Annotated in this window: 15 protein-coding genes; 7 read left to right on the forward strand and 8 right to left on the reverse strand. The window is 68.8% G+C overall.

Features of this window, described 5'->3' with window-relative positions; all coding sequences use genetic code 11:
* Positions 1–24: 24 nt before the first annotated feature.
* Both AC5Y7E_RS23915 and AC5Y7E_RS23920 read right to left on the reverse strand, forming a co-directional pair.
* A complete protein-coding gene (locus AC5Y7E_RS23915; protein WP_499917731.1) occupies positions 25–1,593 on the reverse strand; it encodes a hypothetical protein in 1,569 nt (522 codons plus the stop codon).
* Positions 1,590–2,690, reverse strand: coding sequence for a hypothetical protein (locus tag AC5Y7E_RS23920; RefSeq protein WP_499917730.1), 1,101 nt, complete (start codon positions 2,688–2,690; stop codon positions 1,590–1,592). The genes AC5Y7E_RS23915 and AC5Y7E_RS23920 overlap by 4 nt, the downstream gene beginning before the upstream one ends.
* A gap of 192 nt (positions 2,691–2,882) precedes the next feature.
* On the opposite strand from AC5Y7E_RS23920, the gene trmB reads away from it, so the two are divergent.
* From trmB to mmpL3, 3 genes are read left to right on the forward strand one after another with little or no spacing between them, the layout of a single operon-like run.
* Positions 2,883–3,662 (forward strand): tRNA (guanosine(46)-N7)-methyltransferase TrmB, encoded by a 780-nt coding sequence (gene trmB / locus AC5Y7E_RS23925; RefSeq protein ID WP_499918224.1) that lies wholly within the window; start codon positions 2,883–2,885, stop codon positions 3,660–3,662.
* A gap of 13 nt (positions 3,663–3,675) precedes the next feature.
* The gene (locus AC5Y7E_RS23930) at positions 3,676–4,389 is read left to right on the forward strand and encodes an NYN domain-containing protein (RefSeq protein ID WP_499950928.1); all 714 of its coding nucleotides are present in this window, start codon (positions 3,676–3,678) and stop codon (positions 4,387–4,389) included.
* A gap of 49 nt (positions 4,390–4,438) precedes the next feature.
* The gene (gene mmpL3 / locus AC5Y7E_RS23935; protein ID WP_499950929.1) at positions 4,439–7,330 is read left to right on the forward strand and encodes a trehalose monomycolate exporter MmpL3; all 2,892 of its coding nucleotides are present in this window, start codon (positions 4,439–4,441) and stop codon (positions 7,328–7,330) included.
* A 36-nt stretch (positions 7,331–7,366) separates the two neighbouring features.
* On the opposite strand, the gene AC5Y7E_RS23940 is transcribed toward mmpL3, so the two are convergent.
* Positions 7,367–8,515 (reverse strand): AI-2E family transporter, encoded by a 1,149-nt coding sequence (locus tag AC5Y7E_RS23940; protein WP_499917727.1) that lies wholly within the window; start codon positions 8,513–8,515, stop codon positions 7,367–7,369.
* Between the two features lie 180 nt (positions 8,516–8,695).
* Here AC5Y7E_RS23940 and AC5Y7E_RS23945 point away from each other — a divergent pair, with 180 nt between their 5' ends.
* The gene (locus AC5Y7E_RS23945; protein WP_499917726.1) at positions 8,696–9,865 is read left to right on the forward strand and encodes a lysylphosphatidylglycerol synthase transmembrane domain-containing protein; all 1,170 of its coding nucleotides are present in this window, start codon (positions 8,696–8,698) and stop codon (positions 9,863–9,865) included.
* A 104-nt stretch (positions 9,866–9,969) separates the two neighbouring features.
* On the opposite strand, the gene AC5Y7E_RS23950 is transcribed toward AC5Y7E_RS23945, so the two are convergent.
* Positions 9,970–10,512 (reverse strand): hemophore, encoded by a 543-nt coding sequence (locus tag AC5Y7E_RS23950; protein ID WP_499917725.1) that lies wholly within the window; start codon positions 10,510–10,512, stop codon positions 9,970–9,972.
* Between the two features lie 342 nt (positions 10,513–10,854).
* Here AC5Y7E_RS23950 and AC5Y7E_RS23955 point away from each other — a divergent pair, with 342 nt between their 5' ends.
* Positions 10,855–13,890: an MMPL family transporter gene (locus AC5Y7E_RS23955; protein ID WP_499917724.1), complete on the forward strand. Its 3,036-nt coding sequence runs from the start codon at positions 10,855–10,857 to the stop codon at positions 13,888–13,890.
* Positions 13,887–14,423, forward strand: a complete 537-nt coding sequence (locus tag AC5Y7E_RS23960) for an XRE family transcriptional regulator (RefSeq protein ID WP_499917723.1) — start codon at positions 13,887–13,889, stop codon at positions 14,421–14,423. Before AC5Y7E_RS23955 ends, AC5Y7E_RS23960 begins: the two co-directional genes overlap by 4 nt.
* A 4-nt stretch (positions 14,424–14,427) precedes the next feature.
* Here AC5Y7E_RS23960 and AC5Y7E_RS23965 read toward each other — a convergent pair whose 3' ends face one another.
* Complete coding sequence (locus AC5Y7E_RS23965) at positions 14,428–15,111, reverse strand: hypothetical protein (protein WP_499917722.1); 684 nt, start codon at positions 15,109–15,111, stop codon at positions 14,428–14,430.
* Positions 15,108–15,770, reverse strand: coding sequence for an Rv1363c family protein (locus AC5Y7E_RS23970; RefSeq protein ID WP_499917721.1), 663 nt, complete (start codon positions 15,768–15,770; stop codon positions 15,108–15,110). Before AC5Y7E_RS23970 ends, AC5Y7E_RS23965 begins: the two co-directional genes overlap by 4 nt.
* A gap of 41 nt (positions 15,771–15,811) precedes the next feature.
* Between AC5Y7E_RS23970 and AC5Y7E_RS23975 the strand changes: the two genes are divergently transcribed.
* A complete protein-coding gene (locus tag AC5Y7E_RS23975) occupies positions 15,812–17,800 on the forward strand; it encodes a M13 family metallopeptidase (RefSeq protein ID WP_499917720.1) in 1,989 nt (662 codons plus the stop codon).
* On the opposite strand, the gene AC5Y7E_RS23980 is transcribed toward AC5Y7E_RS23975, so the two are convergent.
* Both AC5Y7E_RS23980 and AC5Y7E_RS23985 read right to left on the reverse strand, forming a co-directional pair.
* Positions 17,784–20,024 carry a molybdopterin-dependent oxidoreductase gene (locus AC5Y7E_RS23980; RefSeq protein ID WP_499917719.1) on the reverse strand — a complete coding sequence of 747 codons (2,241 nt, stop codon included), beginning with the start codon at positions 20,022–20,024 and terminating at the stop codon, positions 17,784–17,786. The genes AC5Y7E_RS23975 and AC5Y7E_RS23980 overlap by 17 nt on opposite strands.
* On the reverse strand, positions 20,021–20,617 hold the full coding sequence (locus AC5Y7E_RS23985) for a TetR/AcrR family transcriptional regulator (protein WP_499917718.1): 597 nt from the start codon (positions 20,615–20,617) through the stop codon (positions 20,021–20,023). The genes AC5Y7E_RS23980 and AC5Y7E_RS23985 overlap by 4 nt, the downstream gene beginning before the upstream one ends.
* Positions 20,618–20,676 lie beyond the last annotated feature (59 nt).

Below are 20,676 nucleotides of genomic sequence, written 5' to 3' on the forward strand. Positions count from 1 at the left end.
GGTCTCGGGCAGGTATAAGCCTTCTCACAACAACGATTCAGAAGATCCCGACGGGCTGTCATCTTCGCTCCTCGAAGCGGGTTTTCCGGCGTCGTCGTCACCGCCGTCGTCTCCGGAGTGACTTTCGTCTTCTCGTATACCCGGTTCTCCCAGTTCTGCACGTACGACGGCCAGGCCCGCCGCCACCGCGGGCATGTCCCGGTCGCGCGCAGCCGCGGCCCGCGCGGCGGCCAGGGCGTGCTCGCGCAGTTCGGTGTCGATGACGCCCACCGACGCCGACACCTGCGCGTTCTCGGCCTCGTCCTGAGCCAGCAGCGCCCTGCTCAACACCGACTCGACCACCAGCACCCGGGTGGCGACCAGCTCCTCGACGACCGACTGCAGCGAGGACGTGACGCCGCCCGCCCAGCGGTCCAGCAGCGCCCGGTCGTGCAGCAGCGCACGAATGTTGATCACCATGAACGTGAGCCCCACCGAGATCGCCACGCACGCCACAGCCGCGGCGACGGCCAGCGCGGGATTGAGCCGCGAGGCCAGGCCGCTCATCAGCCGGCTCAGTGTCAGCGCCACCCCGAGGCCGAACCCGACGCCCAGCACGATCATCAGCCAGGTTTCGTGTCGGCGCGATTTCAGCGGCGGCGGCGAGATGTCGACTTTTGGCAGCCGCTCGGGCGGCGGTAGCTCCATCGGCAGGCCGACCACCTGCGCCACCTCGGCCAGGCGCGCGTCGGCGCCCTCGCTGACCTCGGCCACCACCGCATCCACCTGATCACGGGTGAGCGCCTCGAAGCCGGACATACCGCGCCGCGACAAACCCGCCGCGTGCTCCTGCAGGTCGGTGCGCACCGCCGCACACCGGTTACGCGCCGAGTGCGACAGGGCGACCCGCGCCTGCTGGATCTGACCGCGCAGCGTGATGGTCCGCTCGCTTTTCGCCTGGCGTTGCTGTTTCAGCGCGGTGCTGCGCTCCTCGCGCAGCGCCTCGACCCGGGCCCGCCGGCCGGACCCCTCGACCTCGCGCTCATGCCTGCGCGCCATCGTTTCAAGCCGAGACTCCCACGCCCGCAACCGGTTCCGGCGCGCGAGATCGGGGGCCTCCAACACCGCCGTGACGGCTTCGACCACGTCGTCGACGTCCGGGTCACCCAGGTCGGGCAGGGCCGCCGCGCCCACCCAGGGCGCCCGGCCGTAGCGGGGCGCGTGCGCGCCGAGCGAGTCTCGGTTGGCGGCGACGATGTCCCGCCAGTTGAGATGCACGTCGATCTTGGACACCACGCCGACGACCGCGTCGGTGTGCTCGGTCGCGGCGTCCAGCAGCGCGCAGTCCGACGGCGTCAGGTTCGCCGCCGCCGACACGACGAACACCACAGCCACCGGTGCCTCGCCGGGACCCAGGTCCGTCGACTCGACGAATTCGCGTTGTGGCAGCCGCTCACGCAGTGCGTCGACCACCGCGCTTACCCCGGCCATCCACGGACCGGTCACCAGCACCGCGTCGCGGCGCTGAATCGCCGGCGGATCCAGCCCGGGGCCGGCCGCCGCGACCAACGCGTCCACGTCGGCGACGGGATCGTGGCTTGTCTCGCCGCTCACCAGGATTCCCCCGGCAGCGACGCGCAGGCCTGGGACCACAGCCGCAGCGACCCCCGGGCGATGTCGGCGCCGCAGGCGCGGTGCAGGTCGCTGGCCGACGCGCGGCTGTAGCGCTGCCACCGCACCGCCCGAGGCAGGTGCGCGGCCGGGTCTCGATGGGCGTCGACGGCCTTCCGGTCGCCCGGCTCCAGGCCGGCCGCCTCGGCCAGGTCCACCGCGGCCGCCATCCTTGCGAGCACGGTCTCGTCGCGGGACAGGAACCCGCCGATGCGCTCACCCAGCCTGCCGCCGCCGGCGGCCAGCGCCTCGAGTTCGGCGACGGCGTCCAGCACCCGCTGGTAGCGCGCCTCGGCGCCCAGCGCGCCGATCCTGGCCACGACGGCCTCGATGCCACTCATCCGGTGCAGCAGGGTCAGCACCTGGGCCGGGGTCCGGCCCTGCCGGAACGCGGCGACCGCCAGCGCGGTGCCGAACAGGTCGAGGGTGTCCAGCAGGCGCCGCCGCACCTCGACCGGAACGGGGACGTCGGCGGACAGGAATCCGGCGAAGGAGCCGGCGAAACACGCGGTGCCGCCGGGGTGCGCGGCGAGCGTGGACAGCGCCGTCCACTGGGTGCTGTCCAGGTCGTCGAGCGCGGCGACCGCGAGCAGGCCGGTCATCGGTTCCATGGGCACGCCGCTCAGCGCCGACAGCTCCACGCACCTCGCGCGCGCGGCGGCGATCGGGCCGTCTCCGCCACGGCCGGACAGCGAGCCCGCCAGGTCGGCCTTGTTCAGCACCGCCAGCACCGGGCGCCCCGCCGCTGCGAGTTGGGCGATCGCCCGGGTGTCCTCGGGCTTGACCACCTCCGTGAGCACGTAGACCACCGCATCCACGCGACCATCCGTCGCCGGGCCGTCGACCGCGATGCCCGCCGCGGGTCCCGCGCCGGACAGGGCGCGGCGCACGGTGCTGCAGCCGACGCCCCGACGGCCGCAAACGGCCACGCGCAACGGGGTGGCGGATCGCGTTGCGATCGCCGTGATGCGCGGGTCGACGTGGCCGGCAGCGAACCGCGCCAGCTCGTCGACGAAAGTTCGGTGTCCTTGTGCCCTCATATCCCGCCTGTTCGGTCTGGATGACCCCCTGCCCGGCCGGCGCAACCGCTAGGCGATGCAGCGCCGGGACCGAGCGGTCCCACCGAATGGTGGCATCCGCGTCACGAAGAAGCGAGCCACCGTTAATCAGTTACCAGTTGAACGCAACTGTTGGGTATCAATCCGGACCAGGGGCGGCTACATCCGGGGTTCATAGGCCACCATGGACAAATGCACGCGCAGCGCGGGGTGGCGATGTCTGCCGACACGTCGACCGGGGACTCCGACCGTCCCGACCAGCGCTATCTCCCGGCAACGGCGTTCCGATCGCGACGCTCGACGCTGTCCGACGCCCAGCGCCAGACCTGGGAGCGACGCTGGCCCGAACTCGGCCTGTCAGTGGCCACCCCCGACGAACCCGACAGCTCCGAGCCCCCGCTGGATACGGCCGCGTGGTTCGGCCGGCAGGCCCCGGTGGTACTCGAAATCGGTTGCGGCAGTGGCATTTCCACCTTGGCGATGGCCAAAGACGAGCCCGATGTCGATGTGGTCGCGGTGGAAATCTACCGCCGCGGGCTGGCGCAACTGCTGTCCGCCATCGACCGCGACCAGGTGAGCAACATCCGGCTGATCCGCGGCAACGCCCTCGATGTCCTGCAACGCCTCATCGCGCCGGGGTCGCTGACCGGGGTTCGCGTCTTCTTTCCCGATCCGTGGCCGAAAGCCCGGCACCACAAACGCCGGTTCCTGCAGCCCGGCACGATTGGCTTGATAGCCGACCGGCTACTCCCTGGTGGTGTCCTGCACGTTGCGACGGACCACGCCGGCTACGCCGAGCACATCGCCGAGGTCGGCGCGGGTGAATCCCGACTGCACCCGGCCGGTCCCGACAGTGCGCTGCCGATCTCGATCGTGCGCCCCAGCACCAAGTACGAGACGAAGGCTCAAGAAGCGGGCAGCGCCGTCACCGAATTCATTTGGCTTAGACGATGAGTAGGCGATGAGTATGAGCCTGACTGAAGAGACCGCGGCGGGAGCGGAGCCCGTCGCGCCGCCGGCGGTGCTGACCGGCGACGAGCTGGCCGACTACGCCCCGCCAGGTGGACGCGTACTGCTGGTGTGGGACGCACCCAACCTCGACATGGGCCTGGGATCGATCCTCGGCCGCCGCCCGACGGCCCTGGAACGCCCGCGGTTCGACGCCCTGGGGCGCTGGCTGTTGTCGCGCACGGCCGAGGTCAGCGCCAGTCGCCCCGGCGTGGTGGTGGAACCCGAGGCCACCGTCTTCACCAACATCGCACCGGGCAGCGCCGACGTCGTCCGGCCCTGGGTGGACGCGCTTCGTAACGTGGGATTCGCGGTGTTCGCCAAGCCGAAGATCGACGAGGACAGCGACGTGGACCGCGACATGCTGGCCCACATCGAACTGCGGCGCACCCAGGGATTGGCGGCGCTGGTGGTGGCCTCCGCCGACGGCCAGGCTTTTCGTCATCCGCTGGAAGACATCGCACGAACCGGGGTCAGCGTCCAGGTGATCGGATTTCGCGAACATGCGAGTTGGGCGCTAGCGTCGGATACCTTGGACTTCGTTGATCTGGAGGATATCGCTGGTGTCTTCCGGGAACCGTTGCCGCGGATCGGCCTAGATTCGCTGCCTGACCAGGGTGCGTGGCTACAGCCGTTCCGGCCGCTCTCCGCGCTGCTGACCGCCCGTGTGTGACACTGGAAAACCTATGCGCGGGTCGTTGACGATCCAGTAAGGAGCTTGCGTGTTCGCCTGGTGGGGTCGAACTGTGTACCGGTACCGGTACATCGTGATCGGGGTCACGGTAGCTCTGTGTCTGCTGGGTGGCGTCTTCGGAGTAAGCCTGGGCAAGCATGTTACACAGAGCGGCTTCTATGACGACGGCAGCCAATCCGTCAAAGCCTCGGTACTGGGCGACCAGACCTACGGCCGCGACCGCACCAGCCACATCGTGGCCACCTTCACCGCTCCCGACGGCAAATCGGCCGACGACCCGGCGTGGCGCGACAAGCTCGTCGGCGAACTCAACAAGTTCAAGACCGACCACCCCGACCAGGTCGTCGGCTGGGCCGGCTGGCTCGCGGCGCCGAACAGCACCAACCCGGTCATCAAGGGGATGGTCAGCGAGGACCGAAAGCACACCTTCGTCAGCATTCCGCTCAAGGGCGACGACGACGACAGCATCCTCAACAACTACAAGGCCATCCAGCCGGATCTGCAGAAGCTCGACGGGGGCACCGTGCAGCTGGCCGGCCTCGAGCCGATCGCCAACGCCCTGACGGGCACCATCGCCACCGACCAGCGCCGCATGGAGGTACTCGCGGTGCCGCTGGTCGCCGTCGTGCTGTTCCTCGTCTTCGGGGGCGCGGTCGCCGCCGGCCTGCCGGCCATCGTGGGCGGCCTGAGCATCGCGGGCTCGCTGGGCATCCTGCGCCTGGTCGCCGTGTTCGGGCCGGTGCACTTCTTCGCCCAGCCGGTGGTCTCGCTGATCGGCCTGGGTATCGCCATCGACTACGGGCTGTTCGTGGTGAGCAGATTCCGCGAGGAGATAGCCGAGGGCTACGACACCGAGGCCGCCGTGCGAAGAACGGTGATGACGGCCGGCCGCACCGTGACGTTCTCGGCGGTGCTGATCATCGCGTCCAGCGCCAGCCTGCTGGTGTTGCCCCAGGGCTTCGTGCATTCGCTGACGTACGCGATCTTCGCCGCGGTGGGCCTGGCGGCGCTGCTGTCGATCACGTTCCTGCCCGCCTGCCTGGGCATCCTCGGCCGCCACGTCGACGCGCTCGGGGTCCGGACCGCATTCCGGGTGCCCTTCCTGCGGAATTGGAAATATTCGCGGGCCTACCTGAACTGGCTGGCCGACCGGTTGCAGAAGACCAAGACCCGTGAAGAGGTCGAGGCCGGCTTCTGGGGCAAGCTCGTCAACTGGGTGATGAAGCGCCCGCTGGCGTTCGCCCTGCCGATCGCCATCGGCATGATCCTGCTGGTCATCCCGCTGGGCAACCTGTCGTTCGGCGGCATGAGCGAGAAATACCTGCCGCCGGACAACCCGGTGCGCATGGCCCAGGAGCACTTCGACAAGCTCTTCCCCGGTTACCGGACCGAGCAGCTGACGGTCGTCATCCAGAGCAGCAACGGCAGCAAGGTCACCGACCAACAGGTCGCCGACATCCGCAACAGGATCTCCTCGATCGGCGGCTTCACCGACAAGCAGTGGGAGGAGCGGGCCTGCCCGACCATCGCCGGCAACCCCTGCGTCGCCGGACCGAACGGGACGACGGTGCCCAAGGACGGCTCGGTGCGGGTGATCCAGAACGGTCTGGTCAACAAGAACGACGCCGCCAAGAAGCTCGCCGAACTTCGCTCGATCAACCCTCCGAAGGGGCTCAACCTGTACGTCGGCGGTACGCCGGCCCTGGAGCAGGACAGCATCCACAGCTTGTTCGACAAGGCTCCGCTGATGCTGGTGCTGCTGCTGGGCGCGACCATGTTGCTGATGTTCCTGGCGTTCGGGTCGGTGGTGTTGCCGATCAAGGCGGCGGTGATGAGCGCGCTGACGTTGGGCTCGACGATGGGCATCCTGACCTGGATTTTCGTCGACGGGCACTTCGCGAACGTGCTGAACTTCACGCCTACCCCCCTGATGGTCGTGGTCATCGCGCTGGTCGTCGCGGTCGGTTTCGGTCTGGCCACCGACTACGAGGTGTTCCTGGTGTCGCGAATGGTCGAGGCGCGCGAGCGCGGCATGTCGACGGCCGAGGCCATCCGGATCGGCACCGCGACCACCGGGCGCCTGATCACGGCCGCCGCACTGGTGCTGGCGGTGGTCGCTGGCTCGTTCGTGTTCTCCGACCTGGTGTTGATGAAGTATCTGGCCTTCGGTCTGATGGCGGCGCTGCTGCTGGACGCCACCGTCGTCCGCATGTTCCTGGTGCCGTCGGTGATGAAGCTGCTCGGCGACGACTGCTGGTGGGCGCCGCGCTGGGCCCGGCGCCTGCAGAACAAGATCGGGCTCGGCGAGATCGACCTGCCCGACGAGCGCAAGCGGCCCACGCTCAACGGCCGGCCCGCGCGGCCGCCGGTCGCCGCAAGCCTGGTCGCGGCCGCACCGCGGCCGCCGCATGACCCCACCCATCCCGGCGCGCTGGAGCCGCCGCGCCCGGCCCGTCCGGGTCCGGCCGAGCCACGGCCCGCGCGGGAACCGTCTTCGGGTGAAACCGCGGGCGGCACCCGCGTCCCCGCCCGCTCCAGCCAGCCCACCGAAGCCAAGACGACGCGCTTCTCCGCGCCGGGCGTGCCCGGGCATGACCGCCCGGCCGAGCCGCGCCCCGCGACCAGCTCCGCACCGCAGCCTGCCCAACGACCGCCGGCGCCGGCCCCGACCGCCCCGCCGTCCGGCGATCAGACGCGGGCCATACCGGTGCCCGGCCACCGGACCGACGACACCAGCGACGCCGCCGAACCCACCACCGCCCTGCCGAAGATGCGCCCGGAGGGCAACGACCCCAACGCGGCCACCGATCAGGCGGACGCGCGCGGGCAGGGCGAGAACGGCGACCCCGCGCGGCAACGCCGGCGTTCCGGCGGCGGCCTGTCCGCGCAAGACCTGCTGCGTCGCGAGGGTCGGCTGTAACCAGGTCTTCGCAACGGCACCGAAAGGACTAGCGGCTCAGCCGGATTCGTCCTTGGGTTTGTCGGGCTCGGCCTGCAAAATCGCGTTCTTTTCGTCCGCTTCCTCGGTCTGCTTCTCGGCTTCGACGGATGGATCGGGTGCCAGCAGCACCTGGATCGCGTTGTTGAGAAAGGCCACCGTCGGCACCGCCAGCAGGGCACCGACGATCCCGGCGATCACTCCTCCGGTGGCAATCGCGAGCACCACCGCGAGCGGGTGAATCGAGACCGCGCGGCCCATCACCAGCGGCTGTAGCAGATGAGCCTCGATCTGGTTGACCGCGATCAGCAGGCCCAGCGTGATCAGGGCGTAGACGAAGCCCTTGGCCAGCAGCGCGACCACCACGGCCACCAGGCCGGAGATCAATGCACCCACCAGCGGGATGAACGCGCCCAGGAAGACCAGCGATGCCAGCGGCAGCGCCAGCGGGATCCCCATGATCGCCAAACCCGTGCCGACCCCCGCCGCGTCGGTCAGGGCCACCAGAAACGTGGCCCGCACGTACCCGATCAGCGACCCGTATCCGGCAGTACCGGCTTCGTGCACCCGGCCGCGCACGTCCGACGGAATGATCTGCACGACGTACTGCCAGATGTTGCGCCCGCCGTAGAGAAAGAAGATCAGCGTGAACAGCACCAGCACCGCCGCCGTGACCAGCTCCGTGACGGTGGCCGCGGTGGAGAGCGCGCCGCTGGTCAGCTTCGCCTGATTGTTGTGCAGCGCCTCGATGGCGGCGTTGCCCACGTTGTCGATCTGTTCGTTGCGCAGATGGGCCGGCCCGTGAGTCAGCCAGCGCCGCGTTGACTCGATGCTGTTCGTCACCTGTTCGGTGAGGCCGGGCAGGCCGTCGATGAATTGCAGGACGACGAACGCCAGAATGCCGCCCAGGATCGCGAAGCCGCCCAGCAACACCAGGGCCACCGCGCCGCCGCGGGGCAGGCCGCGCTTGTCCAGCCAGTCGACCACGGGCACCAAGAGTGCGCTCAGCAGCAGCGCCACCAGGACCGGAACGACGATGACTTCGAGCTTTTTCACCACCCACAACAGCGCGAGCACGGCGATCAGGATGATGAGCAAGCGCCACGCCCAGGCTGCGGTCTTGCGGACAAGGGGTTCGACCGAGGCATCGTCGACGTTTGCTGACATCTGGTCAGCCTATCCGCCGCGGCGCGCGGTCAAACGTAGCCCAAGCCTGGCTCGAGGCTGTCTGCGCGCCTGCTGAGCCGGTAATCGTCGGCACGATCCGGTTACGACCCAAGAACGTCCGAGACACGGTAAGCGATCCGCGGCGATCGCGGCGCCACCTGCACCGTTACCCTAAATCACGTGTCGCACGACGCGCCCGCCCGCAACCTCGACTTGCCGCGCGAAGAAACTTCGCGTGGCAAGTACTGGTGGGTGCGCTGGGTGATCCTGGGCGCGGTAGCCATCGTGCTTGCCGTCGAGGTTTCGCTGGGCTGGGACCAGCTGGCCAAAGCCTGGATGAGCCTGTACGAGGCGAACTGGTTGTGGTTGCTAGCGTCGGTGGCGGCCGCGGCCGCGTCGATGCACAGCTTTGCTCAGATCCAGCGCACGTTGCTCAAGTCGGCTGGCGTGCACGTCAAGCAGTTGCGCTCCGAGGCGGCCTTCTATGCCGCCAACTCACTGAGCACCACGCTGCCCGGCGGGCCCGTCCTGTCGGCGACGTTCCTGTTCCGCCAGCAGCGGCTGTGGGGAGCCTCGACCGTGGTGGCGTCGTGGCAGTTGGTGATGTCGGGCGTACTGCAGGCGGTCGGGTTGGCTTTGCTCGGCCTGGGCGGCGCCTTCCTGCTGGGCGCGAAGAACAACCCGTTCTCGTTGCTGTTCACCCTCGGCGGCTTCGTCGCGCTGCTGCTGCTGGCCCAGGCCGTCGCGTCACGCCCGGAGCTGATCGACGGCATCGGCAGCCGGGTGTTGGCATGGATCAACTCGGTCCGGGGCAGGCCGGCCGACGCCGGCCTGGACAAGTGGCGCGAGACGCTGATGCAGCTGGAATCGGTGAGCCTGGGGCGGCGCGACCTGGGGGTGGCCTTCGGCTGGTCGATGTTCAACTGGATCGCCGACGTCGCCTGCCTGGGCTTCGCCGCGTACGCCGCCGGGGACCACGCCTCGGTTGCCGGGTTGACGGTGGCCTACGCCGCCGCCCGCGCGGTCGGCACCATCCCGCTGATGCCCGGCGGGCTGTTGATCGTCGAGGCGGTGCTCGTGCCCGGCCTGGTGTCCAGCGGGATGTCGCTGCCCAACGCGATCTCGGCGATGCTGATCTACCGGCTGATCAGCTGGTTGCTCATCTCCGCGATCGGCTGGGTGGTGTTCTTCTTCGTGTTCCGCACCGAGAACGTGGCGGAGTCCGACGAGGACCCGATCACGGGTCCACTACCGGTCGTGCCGCCGCAGGGCGACCCCCCGGCCGATCCGACCGAGACCGCGCTGCAGGGGCCGTTGCCGCCCGACCGAAACCCCGAAACCGAGCTCTAGTGGCGATCGCGAGGGCGGCCGCGGCGATCGCAAGCGCGGCGTAGCCGGGCGCGGCGGGTCGCCGCATAGTCCAAGCCGGGCGAAGCGGGTCGCCACCATCGGGACTAGCCGACGGTGTTTCCGCGCGGCGGACCCGGCAGCGGGTTGGTCGCCGCGGGCGGCGCCGCGGCCGGGGCTCCTCCGGTGGTCCCACCCAACGGCGATGCGCCCGCAGGGTTTCCGGGCAGCGCGGGCAGCCCACCGGCCGCGCCCTGCGCCTGTTGCATCAGGCCCATCGCCTGCGGGATCGAGATCGGCAGCTTGCACTGCGTCGACAGGGTGGTCAGCGGCTGCGCGATCGACGTCATGTCACCGGCCACCTTGGGGTTGGCCTCGAAGTAGGACTTCAATCCGTTCACCGACTGCGGCCCGGCCTGCTGCTGCAGCATCGAGGTCATCGTCTGATTGGTCTCCGGATGCGAATCCAGGTAATCACCCATCGACTTGGAGACCGAGCCGATCGTCCGGGCGACCTCACTGGCCGCGCACGGGTCATTGGCGCCCGTCGCCGGTGCTCCGGCGAGCACCGCGAAGGCGACCGCGGGCACCGTGGCGGCGATCAGCCCGGCGAAGATTCTGCGACCCCGTCCAGCGGTGGCTCTCGTCATCGATAACTCCTTAAGAGTTTGCGGCGGATCGCCGGATCGGCGCCGCGCAAACGACTGCAACAGACGGCCCCACTGAGCGCGGGCATCCCCGTGAACCCCGGGGACCGCCTGGCGGGCCATTCGACATCCTGCCACCGCCGGTATCACCGCTGCCAGTTCGGACGGAGCGTGTGACCGAAATCCCGCTTTGGTCACCACTTCACAACGTCTTCGCAGCGTCTTGGCAACAACGCCGTCGCCGCAGCTCAGGAACTAGATAAGCCACATATTCCACAGCCCGCTGCGGTATCGTCGCGAGCACGCGCTACGCGAGAACCGGGGAGCGACAAAATCCAGCAGTTAATGATCCGCCTCAGCCGCAGCCTGCGTAAGTACCGCTGGTTGGTCTTCACAGGCTGGTTGCTGGCATTGGTTCCGGCGGTGTACCTGGCGCTGACGCAGTCGGGCAACCTCACCGGCGGTGGGTTCGACGTCGCCGGATCGCAATCGCTGGCGGTCCATGACCAGCTCGAGGAGCTGTACCACGACCAGGGTGGGTCGTCGCTGGCGCTGGTAGCCGCGCCCCGGCCCGACGCCAGCTACCAGGACATGAACGACGCCGTCGCCCAGCTGCGACAGATCGCCGGCGGCATCCCCGGCACCGCCGAAATCCCCAACCCGACCCAGCGGCCGCCGCAGCCCGACCGCCCGTACGTGCTGTCGGTGCGGCTGGATTCCCGCAACACGAGCGACATCGCCAAGCAGCTCCGCACCAAGGTCGGCATCAAGGGCGATCAGCCCGGCCAGACCGCGAACGGCCGCGTGCGGCTCTATGTCATCGGGCAGGGCGCGCTGTCCGCCGCCGCCGCGGCCAACACCAAACACGACATCGCCGCGGCCGAAAAGTGGAACCTGCCGGTCATTTTGATCGTGCTGCTCGCGGTGTTCGGTTCGCTGGCCGCCGCGGCCATTCCGCTTGCCTTGGGGATCTGCACAGTCGTGGTCACCATGGGCCTGGTCTATCTGCTGTCCGCCTACACCACCATGTCGGTGTTCGTGACCTCGACGGTGTCCATGTTCGGGATCGCGCTCGCCGTCGACTACTCACTGTTCATCTTGATGCGGTTCCGGGAGGAGCTGCGGACCGGGCGCCAGCCCCGCGAAGCCGTCGACGCCGCGATGGCGACCTCCGGTCTGGCGGTGGTGCTGTCGGGCATGACGGTCGTGGCCTCCTTGACCGGGATCTACGTGATCAATACCCCCGCCCTGAAGTCGATGGCCACGGGCGCCATCCTGGCCGTCGCGGTCGCCATGTTGACCTCGACCACTTTGACGCCGGCCGCGCTGGCGACGTTCGGCCGCGCGGCCGCCAAACGGTCGGGCTTCCTGCACTGGTCGCGACGGCCCGAGAGCACGCAGTCGCGGTTCTGGAACCGCTGGATCGGCTGGGTGATGCGCCGGCCGTGGATGTCCGCACTGGCGGCGTCGCTGGTGCTGCTCGTGATGGCCGCGCCGGCGTCCTCGATGGTGCTGGGCAACAGCCTGTTGCGCCAGTTCGACTCGTCGCACGAAATTCGCGCCGGCGTCGGCGCCGCGGCCCAGGCCCTCGGTCCCGGCGCGCTGGGCCCGATCCGCGTGCTGATCAACTTCCCCGAGGGCGGCGCCGCCTCCCCCGAACACAGCCACACCGTCGGCGCGATCCGCCAGCGGATGTCGCAGGCCCCCAACATCGTCTCGGTGTCGCCTCCGCAGTTCGCCGAGGACAACGGCAGCGCGCTGCTGTCCGCGGTGTTGTCGGTGGATCCCGAGGACATGAAGGCCCGCGAGACCGTTGGCTGGATGCGTGCGCAGTTGCCCAAGATCCCCGAAGTGGGCACCGCGCGCGTCGACGTCGGCGGCCCCACGGCGCTGATCAAGGACTTCGACGACCAGGTGTCCAAGACCGAGCCGCTGGTGCTGGGCATCGTGGCGCTGATCGCGTTCGTGATGCTGCTGGTGTCGGTTCACTCGGTGTTCCTGGCGCTCAAGGGCGTCCTGATGACGCTGCTGTCGGTCGCCGCCGCCTACGGCAGCCTGGTGATGGTCTTCCAGTGGGGGTGGCTGAAGGACCTCGGCTTCGCCCAGATCAGCTCGATCGACAGCACCGTTCCCCCGCTGGTGCTCGCGATGACCTTCGGGTTGTCGATGGATTACGAGATCTTCCTGCTCACCCGCATCCGGGAGCGCTTCCTGCATTCCGGCAACACCCGCGATGCGGTGGCCTACGGCGTCAGCACCAGCGCCCGGACCATCACCAGCGCGGCGCTGATCATGATCGCGGTATTCGTCGGGTTCGCGTTCGCCGGCATGCCGCTGGTGGCGGAGATCGGCGTGGCGTGCGCGGTCGCCATCGCGGTGGACGCCACCGTGGTGCGGCTGGTGATGGTGCCGGCGTTGATGGCGATGTTCGCCCAGTGGAACTGGTGGCTGCCGCCGTGGCTGTCCCGCGTGCTGCCGTCGGTGGACTTCGACCGGCCGCTGCCCGAGGTCGACCTCGGCGACGTCGTCGTCATCCCCGACGACATCTCGGCGCTGGTGGCCCCGAGCGCCGACCTGCGGATGGTGGTCAAGTCGGCCGCCAAGCTCAAACACCTGGCGCCCGACGCGATCTGCGTGGCCGATCCGCTGGCCTTCACCGGTTGTGGCCGCACCGCGCAGGCGGCGCTGGGCCCCGACGAGGATCGGTCCCGTGGTCTTGGACCCGGGCAGATCCCCCACCAGGTCGCCCTGGGTGAGGAGAAGGTCAGCGTCGGCGTGGCGGCCGACAGGAAGCCGGGCGCCAACGGCCACACCAACGGCTCCCTGGCGGCCAAGAAGCTGGTCAACGGCCTGACCTCGCGCAACGGCATCGCCAAGGCCATCACGGGCAGGCCCGTTCACCCGGTGACGTTGTGGCGGGGACGCCTGTCGGTCGCGATCGACGCGCTGGAAAGCGACACCGGCGCAGCCGTCGACGACGGGCCGAGATACGAGCGGCGCAGCCCGGTGGAGACCACCAACGTGCAGTTGCCCACCGGCGACCGGTTGCTGGTCCCGACCGGTGCGGAGACGCTGCGGCTGAAGGGCTACCTGATCATGCGCCGTAACAGCCGGCGCGATTACGCCGACTTTGCAGACATGGTCGATACGTTGGAGCCCGAGACCGCCGCGGTGGTGCTGGCCGGAATGGACAGGTACTACTGTTGTAAATCATCCAGGGAGCAGTGGATCGCCACCCAGCTGGTCCGTCGACTCGCAGATCCCGACCCTTGCGACTACCCGGAAGACCAGGGATCGGAAGCCGAGGCCGACTCGGACTGGGAGGGAATCAGGCAACGCTGCATGTCCGTGGCCGTAGCGATGCTGGAGGAGGCGAGGTGACGTTGGCACCCGACCGACGCCCCGCGCCGCCGCCCCGCCGGCCGGCCCCGGCACAACGTCAACCCGGCAACGGACCGTCCGGGTCGCTCCAGGACACCGAACAGCCCGTGGAGTTCTGGCCGACCGCGGCCATCCGTTCCGCCCTGCAGGGCGGTGACATCGCGACGTGGAAGCGCATCGCCGGTGCGCTGAAGCGGGACCCGTACGGGCGGACCGCCCGACAGGTCGAAGAGGTCCTCGAGGGCACCCGGCCGTACGGCATCGCCAAGGCGCTGTGGGAGGTGCTCGAGCGTGCCCGCACCCACCTGGAGGCCAACGAGCGCGCCGAGGTGGCGCGTCACGTCGGGCTCCTGATCGACCGCTCGGGTCTGGCCCCGCAGGAGTTCGCGTCGCGCATCGGGGTCACTGCCGAGGAGCTGGACGGCTATCTCGACGGCAGCACCAGCCCGACGGCCGCCCTGATGATCCGGATCCGGCGGTTGTCGGATCGGTTCGTCAAGGTGAAGTCCGCTCGCTCAGCCGAAGCGAACTGACCCGCTATCTGACCGGCTGCACATCGGCGACCAGCCAGTCGCTGCCCCGCTTGGTCAGCGTCACCCGTAGCGCCGGCGCCGCCTGACTCGGCGGTTGGCCCGGGGTGTTCTGAGTGACCCGCAGGACCACCGCCACACTGGCCGCCGACGGCCCCAGGGCCTCGACTCCGGCCGACACCGTGGTGGCTTGCGCGGTGACATTGTGCTGGGCCAGCTCGGTGCTGGACTTCGTGTACTGCTCCTTGAAGGCGGCCGCGTGCTCGGGGACGATCATCGCCGTCGCCCGGTCGATGGAGCCGGTCGGGGCGGTGGGGCTGAACGATGCCATCGCCTCCGCCATGCCGGTCGCGATCTGAACCACTTGGTGGGAGTCGTCGGTGAAGTCGTTGTCCGCCTCGGTCCAGTGCGTGTAGCCGGTCGCGACGGCCGCGCCCAGGGCGGCCGTGCACAGCAGGACGACCGCCAACCGCAGCCCGGGCGCGTCGTCGTCGGTGCCGAGGCTGACCGAATCGCGGCGCAACAACCAGAAATTGATCGCCACGCCTTCGACGATCAGCAGGATCAGCACCGAGCACGCCGACACCCACCACAGCGGCCAGCCGAGCACCAGCCCGATGGCCAGCAGGGCCGCGATCGCGGCCAGCGGCGCCAAGATGTCGAAGGCGGCCAGCCGCCAGATGTTTCTCATTTGATCGACGCCAATCCGGAGATCATCTGCTTGCCGTCCACGTCGGAGACGTCCAGCCGCAGACTCCAGTGCACGGTCTGCGGTTTGGCTCCGACGTTTTCGCTGACCGACGTGGCGATCAGTATCACCGAGTCGGTTCGACTCGCGAACGGCGGCAGCTTGGTGGTGACGATCTCTCTTGGAGGCCTCGCGCCCGCCGGCTGGGTGTCCAGGTCGTGGTGCACGGTTTCGATCGCCACCGCGTCGATCCGGCCGGCGCTCTTCGACTGCAGCTTCTCCACGACCGCCTTGTATGGCTGCACGGCGGCATCGAAGTCGGTGTTGAGTTCGCCGACCGTCCCGTCGTGCAGCCGTTGCAGGCTGGCATCCACGTTTCCGCTGTTCATGTTGATCAACACGTCCGCCCAGTCCGCGGCGGTCTGCATGGCGCGGCTCAGGTAGCCGCGCTCGGCAATCTGGTCGCGGTGATCGGACCAGATGACGTAGCCGAGCACGACCGCGGCGACCGACAGCACACCGAGAACCGCCGACGCGATGCCGTAATGCGAAAACATTTCGGCTCTTTCGGATTCGTCTGCCACGTCGCTGGAGTCGTTCGAGTCCTCGTCTGGGTCGACGTCAACGGAATCTTCTTGCTCGGTTCGCTCGCCGTCGGACATGGCCCGATCGTCGCACCCGGAAAAGATGGAAGGATGGCGGGGTGACGAATACGGCCATCCGCTCGGGCATCGACCTGAGCTTTGTCGACGAAAGCATCCGCCCCCAAGACGACCTGTTCGGTCACGTCAACGGCCGCTGGCTGGCCGAATACGAGATACCCGCAGACCGGGCGACCGACGGCGCCTTCCGCCAGCTCTACGACCGCGCCGAAGAACAGGTGCGCGACCTGATCGTGGAGGCCAGCCAGCAGGGTTCGGCCGCCACGGACGACGACGCGCAGCGCATCGGCGACCTGTATGCCAGCTTCCTCGACGAGGACACCGTGCAGCGCCGCGGCGTGCGGCCGCTGCGCGACGAGATGTCCGTGATCGACGACGCCGCCGATGCCGACGCGCTGGCCCGGGCCATCGGCGCGCTGCAGCGCACCGGCGCGGGCGGCGGCGTCGGGGTGTACGTGGACACCGACGCCAAGAACTCGGCCCGCTACCTGGTGCATTTCACCCAGTCCGGCCTCGGGCTGCCCGACGAGTCCTACTACCGCGAAGAGCGGCACCTCCAGGTGCTGGAGGCCTATCCGGCGCACATCGCGCGGATGTTCGCCCTGGTGTTCGGCGGGGACCCGGCCGACCACGTCCAAACCGCCGAACGCATCGTCGCGCTGGAGGGCAAGCTCGCCGAGGCGCATTGGGATGTGGTCAAGCGCCGCGACGCCGAGCTCAGCTACAACCTGCGCACGTTCGCGCAACTGCGTGACGAGTCGGTGGGCTTCGACTGGGCGGGCTGGGCCGCCGCGCTGGGTGCGAGCCCCGAGTCGCTGGCGGAAGTGATTGTGCGCCAACCCGATTACCTGCGCACCTTCGCCGAGCTGTGGCGCAACGAGGACCTCGAGGTGTGGAAGAGCTGGGCGCGGTGGCGGCTGATCCGCGCACGGGCCTCCTGGCTGACCGACGAGCTGGTGTCCGCGGACTTCGACTTCTACGGCCGGCTGCTGACCGGCGCCGAGCAGATCCGGGAGCGATGGAAGCGTGCGGTGTCGCTGGTGGAGAACCTGATGGGCGACGCCGTCGGAAAGCTGTATGTGCAGCGGCATTTCCCGCCCGGGGCGAAGGCCCGCATCGACGAGCTGGTCGCCAACCTGCGTGCGGCGTACCGGATGAGCATCAGCGACCTGGACTGGATGACGCCGCAGACCCGGGAGCGGGCGCTGGCCAAGCTGGAGAAGTTCACCGCCAAGGTCGGCTATCCGGCCAAGTGGCGCGACTACTCCACGCTGGTGATCGAGCGCGACGACCTGTACGGCAACTACCTGCGCGGGTACGCGGTCAACCACGATCGTGAGCTGGCCAAGCTGGGCGGGCCGGTGGACAGGGACGAGTGGTTCATGACGCCGCAGACGGTCAACGCGTACTACAACCCCGGGATGAACGAAATCGTCTTCCCGGCAGCGATTCTGCAGCCGCCGTTCTTCGACCCCGAGGCCGACGACGCGGCCAACTACGGCGGGATCGGCGCGGTGATCGGGCACGAGATCGGGCACGGCTTCGACGACCAGGGGGCCAAATACGACGGTGACGGAAACCTGGTCGACTGGTGGACGGATGCCGACCGGACCGAATTCGGTTCCCGCACAAAGGCTCTCATCGAGCAGTACGACGCTTACACTCCGCGGGGCCTGGACGGCGACCACCACGTCAACGGCGCTTTCACCGTCGGGGAGAACATCGGCGACCTGGGTGGCTTGTCGATCGCGCTGCTGGCCTACCAGTTGTCGCTGAACGGCCGGCCCGCCCCGGTGATCGACGGCCTGACCGGCGTGCAGCGCGTGTTCTACGGATGGGCCCAGGTGTGGCGCACCAAATCCCGTGAGGCGGAGGCGATCCGGCGCCTGGCGGTGGATCCGCACTCGCCGCCGGAGTTCCGGTGCAACGGCGTGCTGCGCAACATGGATGCCTTTTACGACGCCTTCGACGGCGCCGACGCCGGCGCGCTGTTTTTGGAGCCGGGCAGCCGGGTCAAGATCTGGAACTGACGCTCACGGCCTCGATCCGCGCGGGCACGTGCTTGTGCCACGGCGTGCCGGCGTAGGGGTCGCGCCACCCGGTCGACGTGAGTACGTTCGGGGCCACACCCGGAGTGACGGTGCGCCCCTCGGCGTCGCGGTAGTCGAGCCCAAAACCGTTGGGCAGGGCGGCATGACCGGCCATCATCGTCTCGGTGATCTCCACGGTGGCCTCGGCGCTACCGGCCGCTGTGCTGATGCGCGCCCGGCACCCCTGCGCCAGACCGAGCATCTGGGCGTCCTCGACGCTGATCCGCAGTGCGCCGTCGGTGTCGCGTTTGCGCCAGGTCGGGTCGCGGAAGATGTCATTCGCGGTGTAGGCGCGCCGCTCCCCCACCGACAGCACGATCGGGAATTCAGGGGTGGTGAGCCGGGACGGGGTGCGGGACAGCGTCTTCAATTCGTCGAGCATGGACGGAATCTCCAGCGCGATCTTGTGATCGGCGTGACCGATCAGCGCGAAGTCGTCCTCGTAGTTGTGCACGGTGAAGGTCACCCCTGACGGGGTGGCCAGGATCGCGTCGAACAGGGCGTTGCCGTCGGCGTGCCCGGCGCGCCGCACCGCATCCGGATAGCTCAGTGCGGTTTTCTGGGCAAGCCCCCACAGGGCGGCCGCGCCGCGCAGCCCCTCGGGCAGTGTCGGCCCGAGCGTTTCGTACAGCACATACGGCAGCAGTTGCGCCACAGTGGGATTGGTCGCGGCGGCACCGAGGAACGTTTCGGTGTATGCCTGCCGGCCATGTCGGGCCGCTTCGTGCAGCGGCCGCAGATCCGCGTCGTCCACGACGCCGAGCGCACGGACCAACCGCGCCCAGATCTCGGGTTCGTCCAGGGTTCCCGGCAGGGGCTCCATCAACGCACGGCGCAGCTGGAAGGTATTGCGCGGGAATTCGAGGTTGAAGAAGGTGGCCTCCGGCTTCTCGAACTGGGACGCCGCGGGCAGCACATAATGCGCGAGCCTTGCCGTCTCGGTCATCGCGACGTCGATCACCACCATCAGTTCCAGCGCCTGAAAAGCCTCCCGGCAGGCGGCCGAATTGGCCAGCGAGTGAGCGGGATTGCTGCTTTCCACGATCATGGCCCGGAACCGGTCGGGATGGTCGGTCAGGATTTCCTCGGGCACCACATTGCTGGGCACCAGTCCGCTGATGATCGGGGCGCCGGTGACGGGGGTACGGCCGGAGAACTGGCCGAACAATGGGGCGAACGACGAATGCAGGTGCTGGCCACCCTTTTTCGCGAAGTTGCCGGTGAGGATCCAGAGCAACTTGTTCAGATAGGAGCACAGGGTGCTGTTGGGTGCCTGCTGCACGCCAAGGTCTTCGAACACCGAGACGCTGGCGGCCGTGCCGATGCGCCGCGCCGCTGCGCGCAGCAGTTCCTGGTCCACCCCGCACTGCTCGGCGTAGTCGGCCACCGACACCTCGCGCAGCGCCGCGCGCACGGCATCCGCGCCGCGCACATGCTCGGCGAGAAATGTTTCGTTGCAAAGGTTTTCCTGCACCAGGATGGCGGCCAGCGCGGCCAGACACCATGCGTCGGTGCCGGGTCGGACCCGCAGGTGGAAGTCGGACATCTTGGCGGTGTCGGTGACCACGGGATCGATGACGATCATCGAACGGGCCGGATCCTTGGCGATCTCGTTGAGCACCACCCGGGCCCGCGGAAAGCTCTGCGACATCCACGGGTTCTTGCCGACGAACACCGCGACCTCGGCGTGTTCGAACTCGCCCCTGGTGTGGCCGCCGTAGAGGTGTCCGTCGATCCAGGCCTCACCGGTCTTCTCCTGCGCCAGCGCATTCGAGCGGTAGCGCGAACCCAGCGCCTTCAAGAAGGCGCCGCTGTAGGCCCCGCCCAGGTGGTTGCCCTGGCCGCCGCCGCCGTAGTAGAAGATCTTGTCGCCGCCGTAGCTGTCGCGAATGCGCTTGAATCCCTCGGCGATCTCCACGATCGCCGTGTCCCAATCGATCTCCTCGTAGCTGCCGTCCGCGCGGCGGCGCAGTGGTGAGGTCAGCCGGGCGCCGCTGTTCTGGTAGTGGTCCAGCCGCAGCGCCTTATTGCAGGTATAGCCCTGCGAGGCCGGGTGCGCCTTATCGCCGCGGATGCGGGCCAGCCGGCGGTCTTCGACTTGGACGACGATGCCGCAGTTGCATTCGCACAGGATGCACGCGCTGGATTGCCATTCACCGGTCATCGCGGATTTCCTTTCCCTGGCCCCGCAGGGGGCGATGCCGCCAGCAGCAGATCGCGCAGCTGGCGGTGGACGACGTCGAGGGGCGTCAGGTCACGACGAACCCGCGCCAGCACGATCGCGCCCTCGAGGGAGGTGGTCGCGAGGATCGCCAGTTCGCGTGCCCGCTCCGGCGGAATCCCGTCCGCGATGAACCGCGTGGCGATCAAATCCGTCCATCGGTCGAAGACCGCGGCGGCGCGCTCGATCACCATGCGTTCGGCGTCGTGCTGCTCGCCCGCTTCGACGGAGACCGCCACGATGGGGCAGCCGGCGCGGAAGTCGCTGTCGAGTAGCTGCCGGCGGTACTTGTCGATCAACGTGTCCAGCAGTTGCGGGCCATCGTCGGCGCCGGCGATCACGGCGGCGACGTGCTCACCCGCATAGTCGACCGCCTCGCAGAGCAATTGCGTGCGGCCGCCGGGGAAGTAGTGGTAGGCCGAGCCCCGCGGCGCGCCGCTGTGCTCGAGCACGTCGGAGATCGCGGTGGCGCGCGCGCCCCGCTCCCGGATAAGCAGCGCGGCGGAGACGACCATCCGCTCGCGTGGACTACGCATCGCAGCTCCTCAGCGGTCTCGGCGTATGTATGATGCTATACATAATCGCCGCGGCCGCG

This window comes from Mycobacterium sp. NGS17 (genome assembly GCF_059813205.1).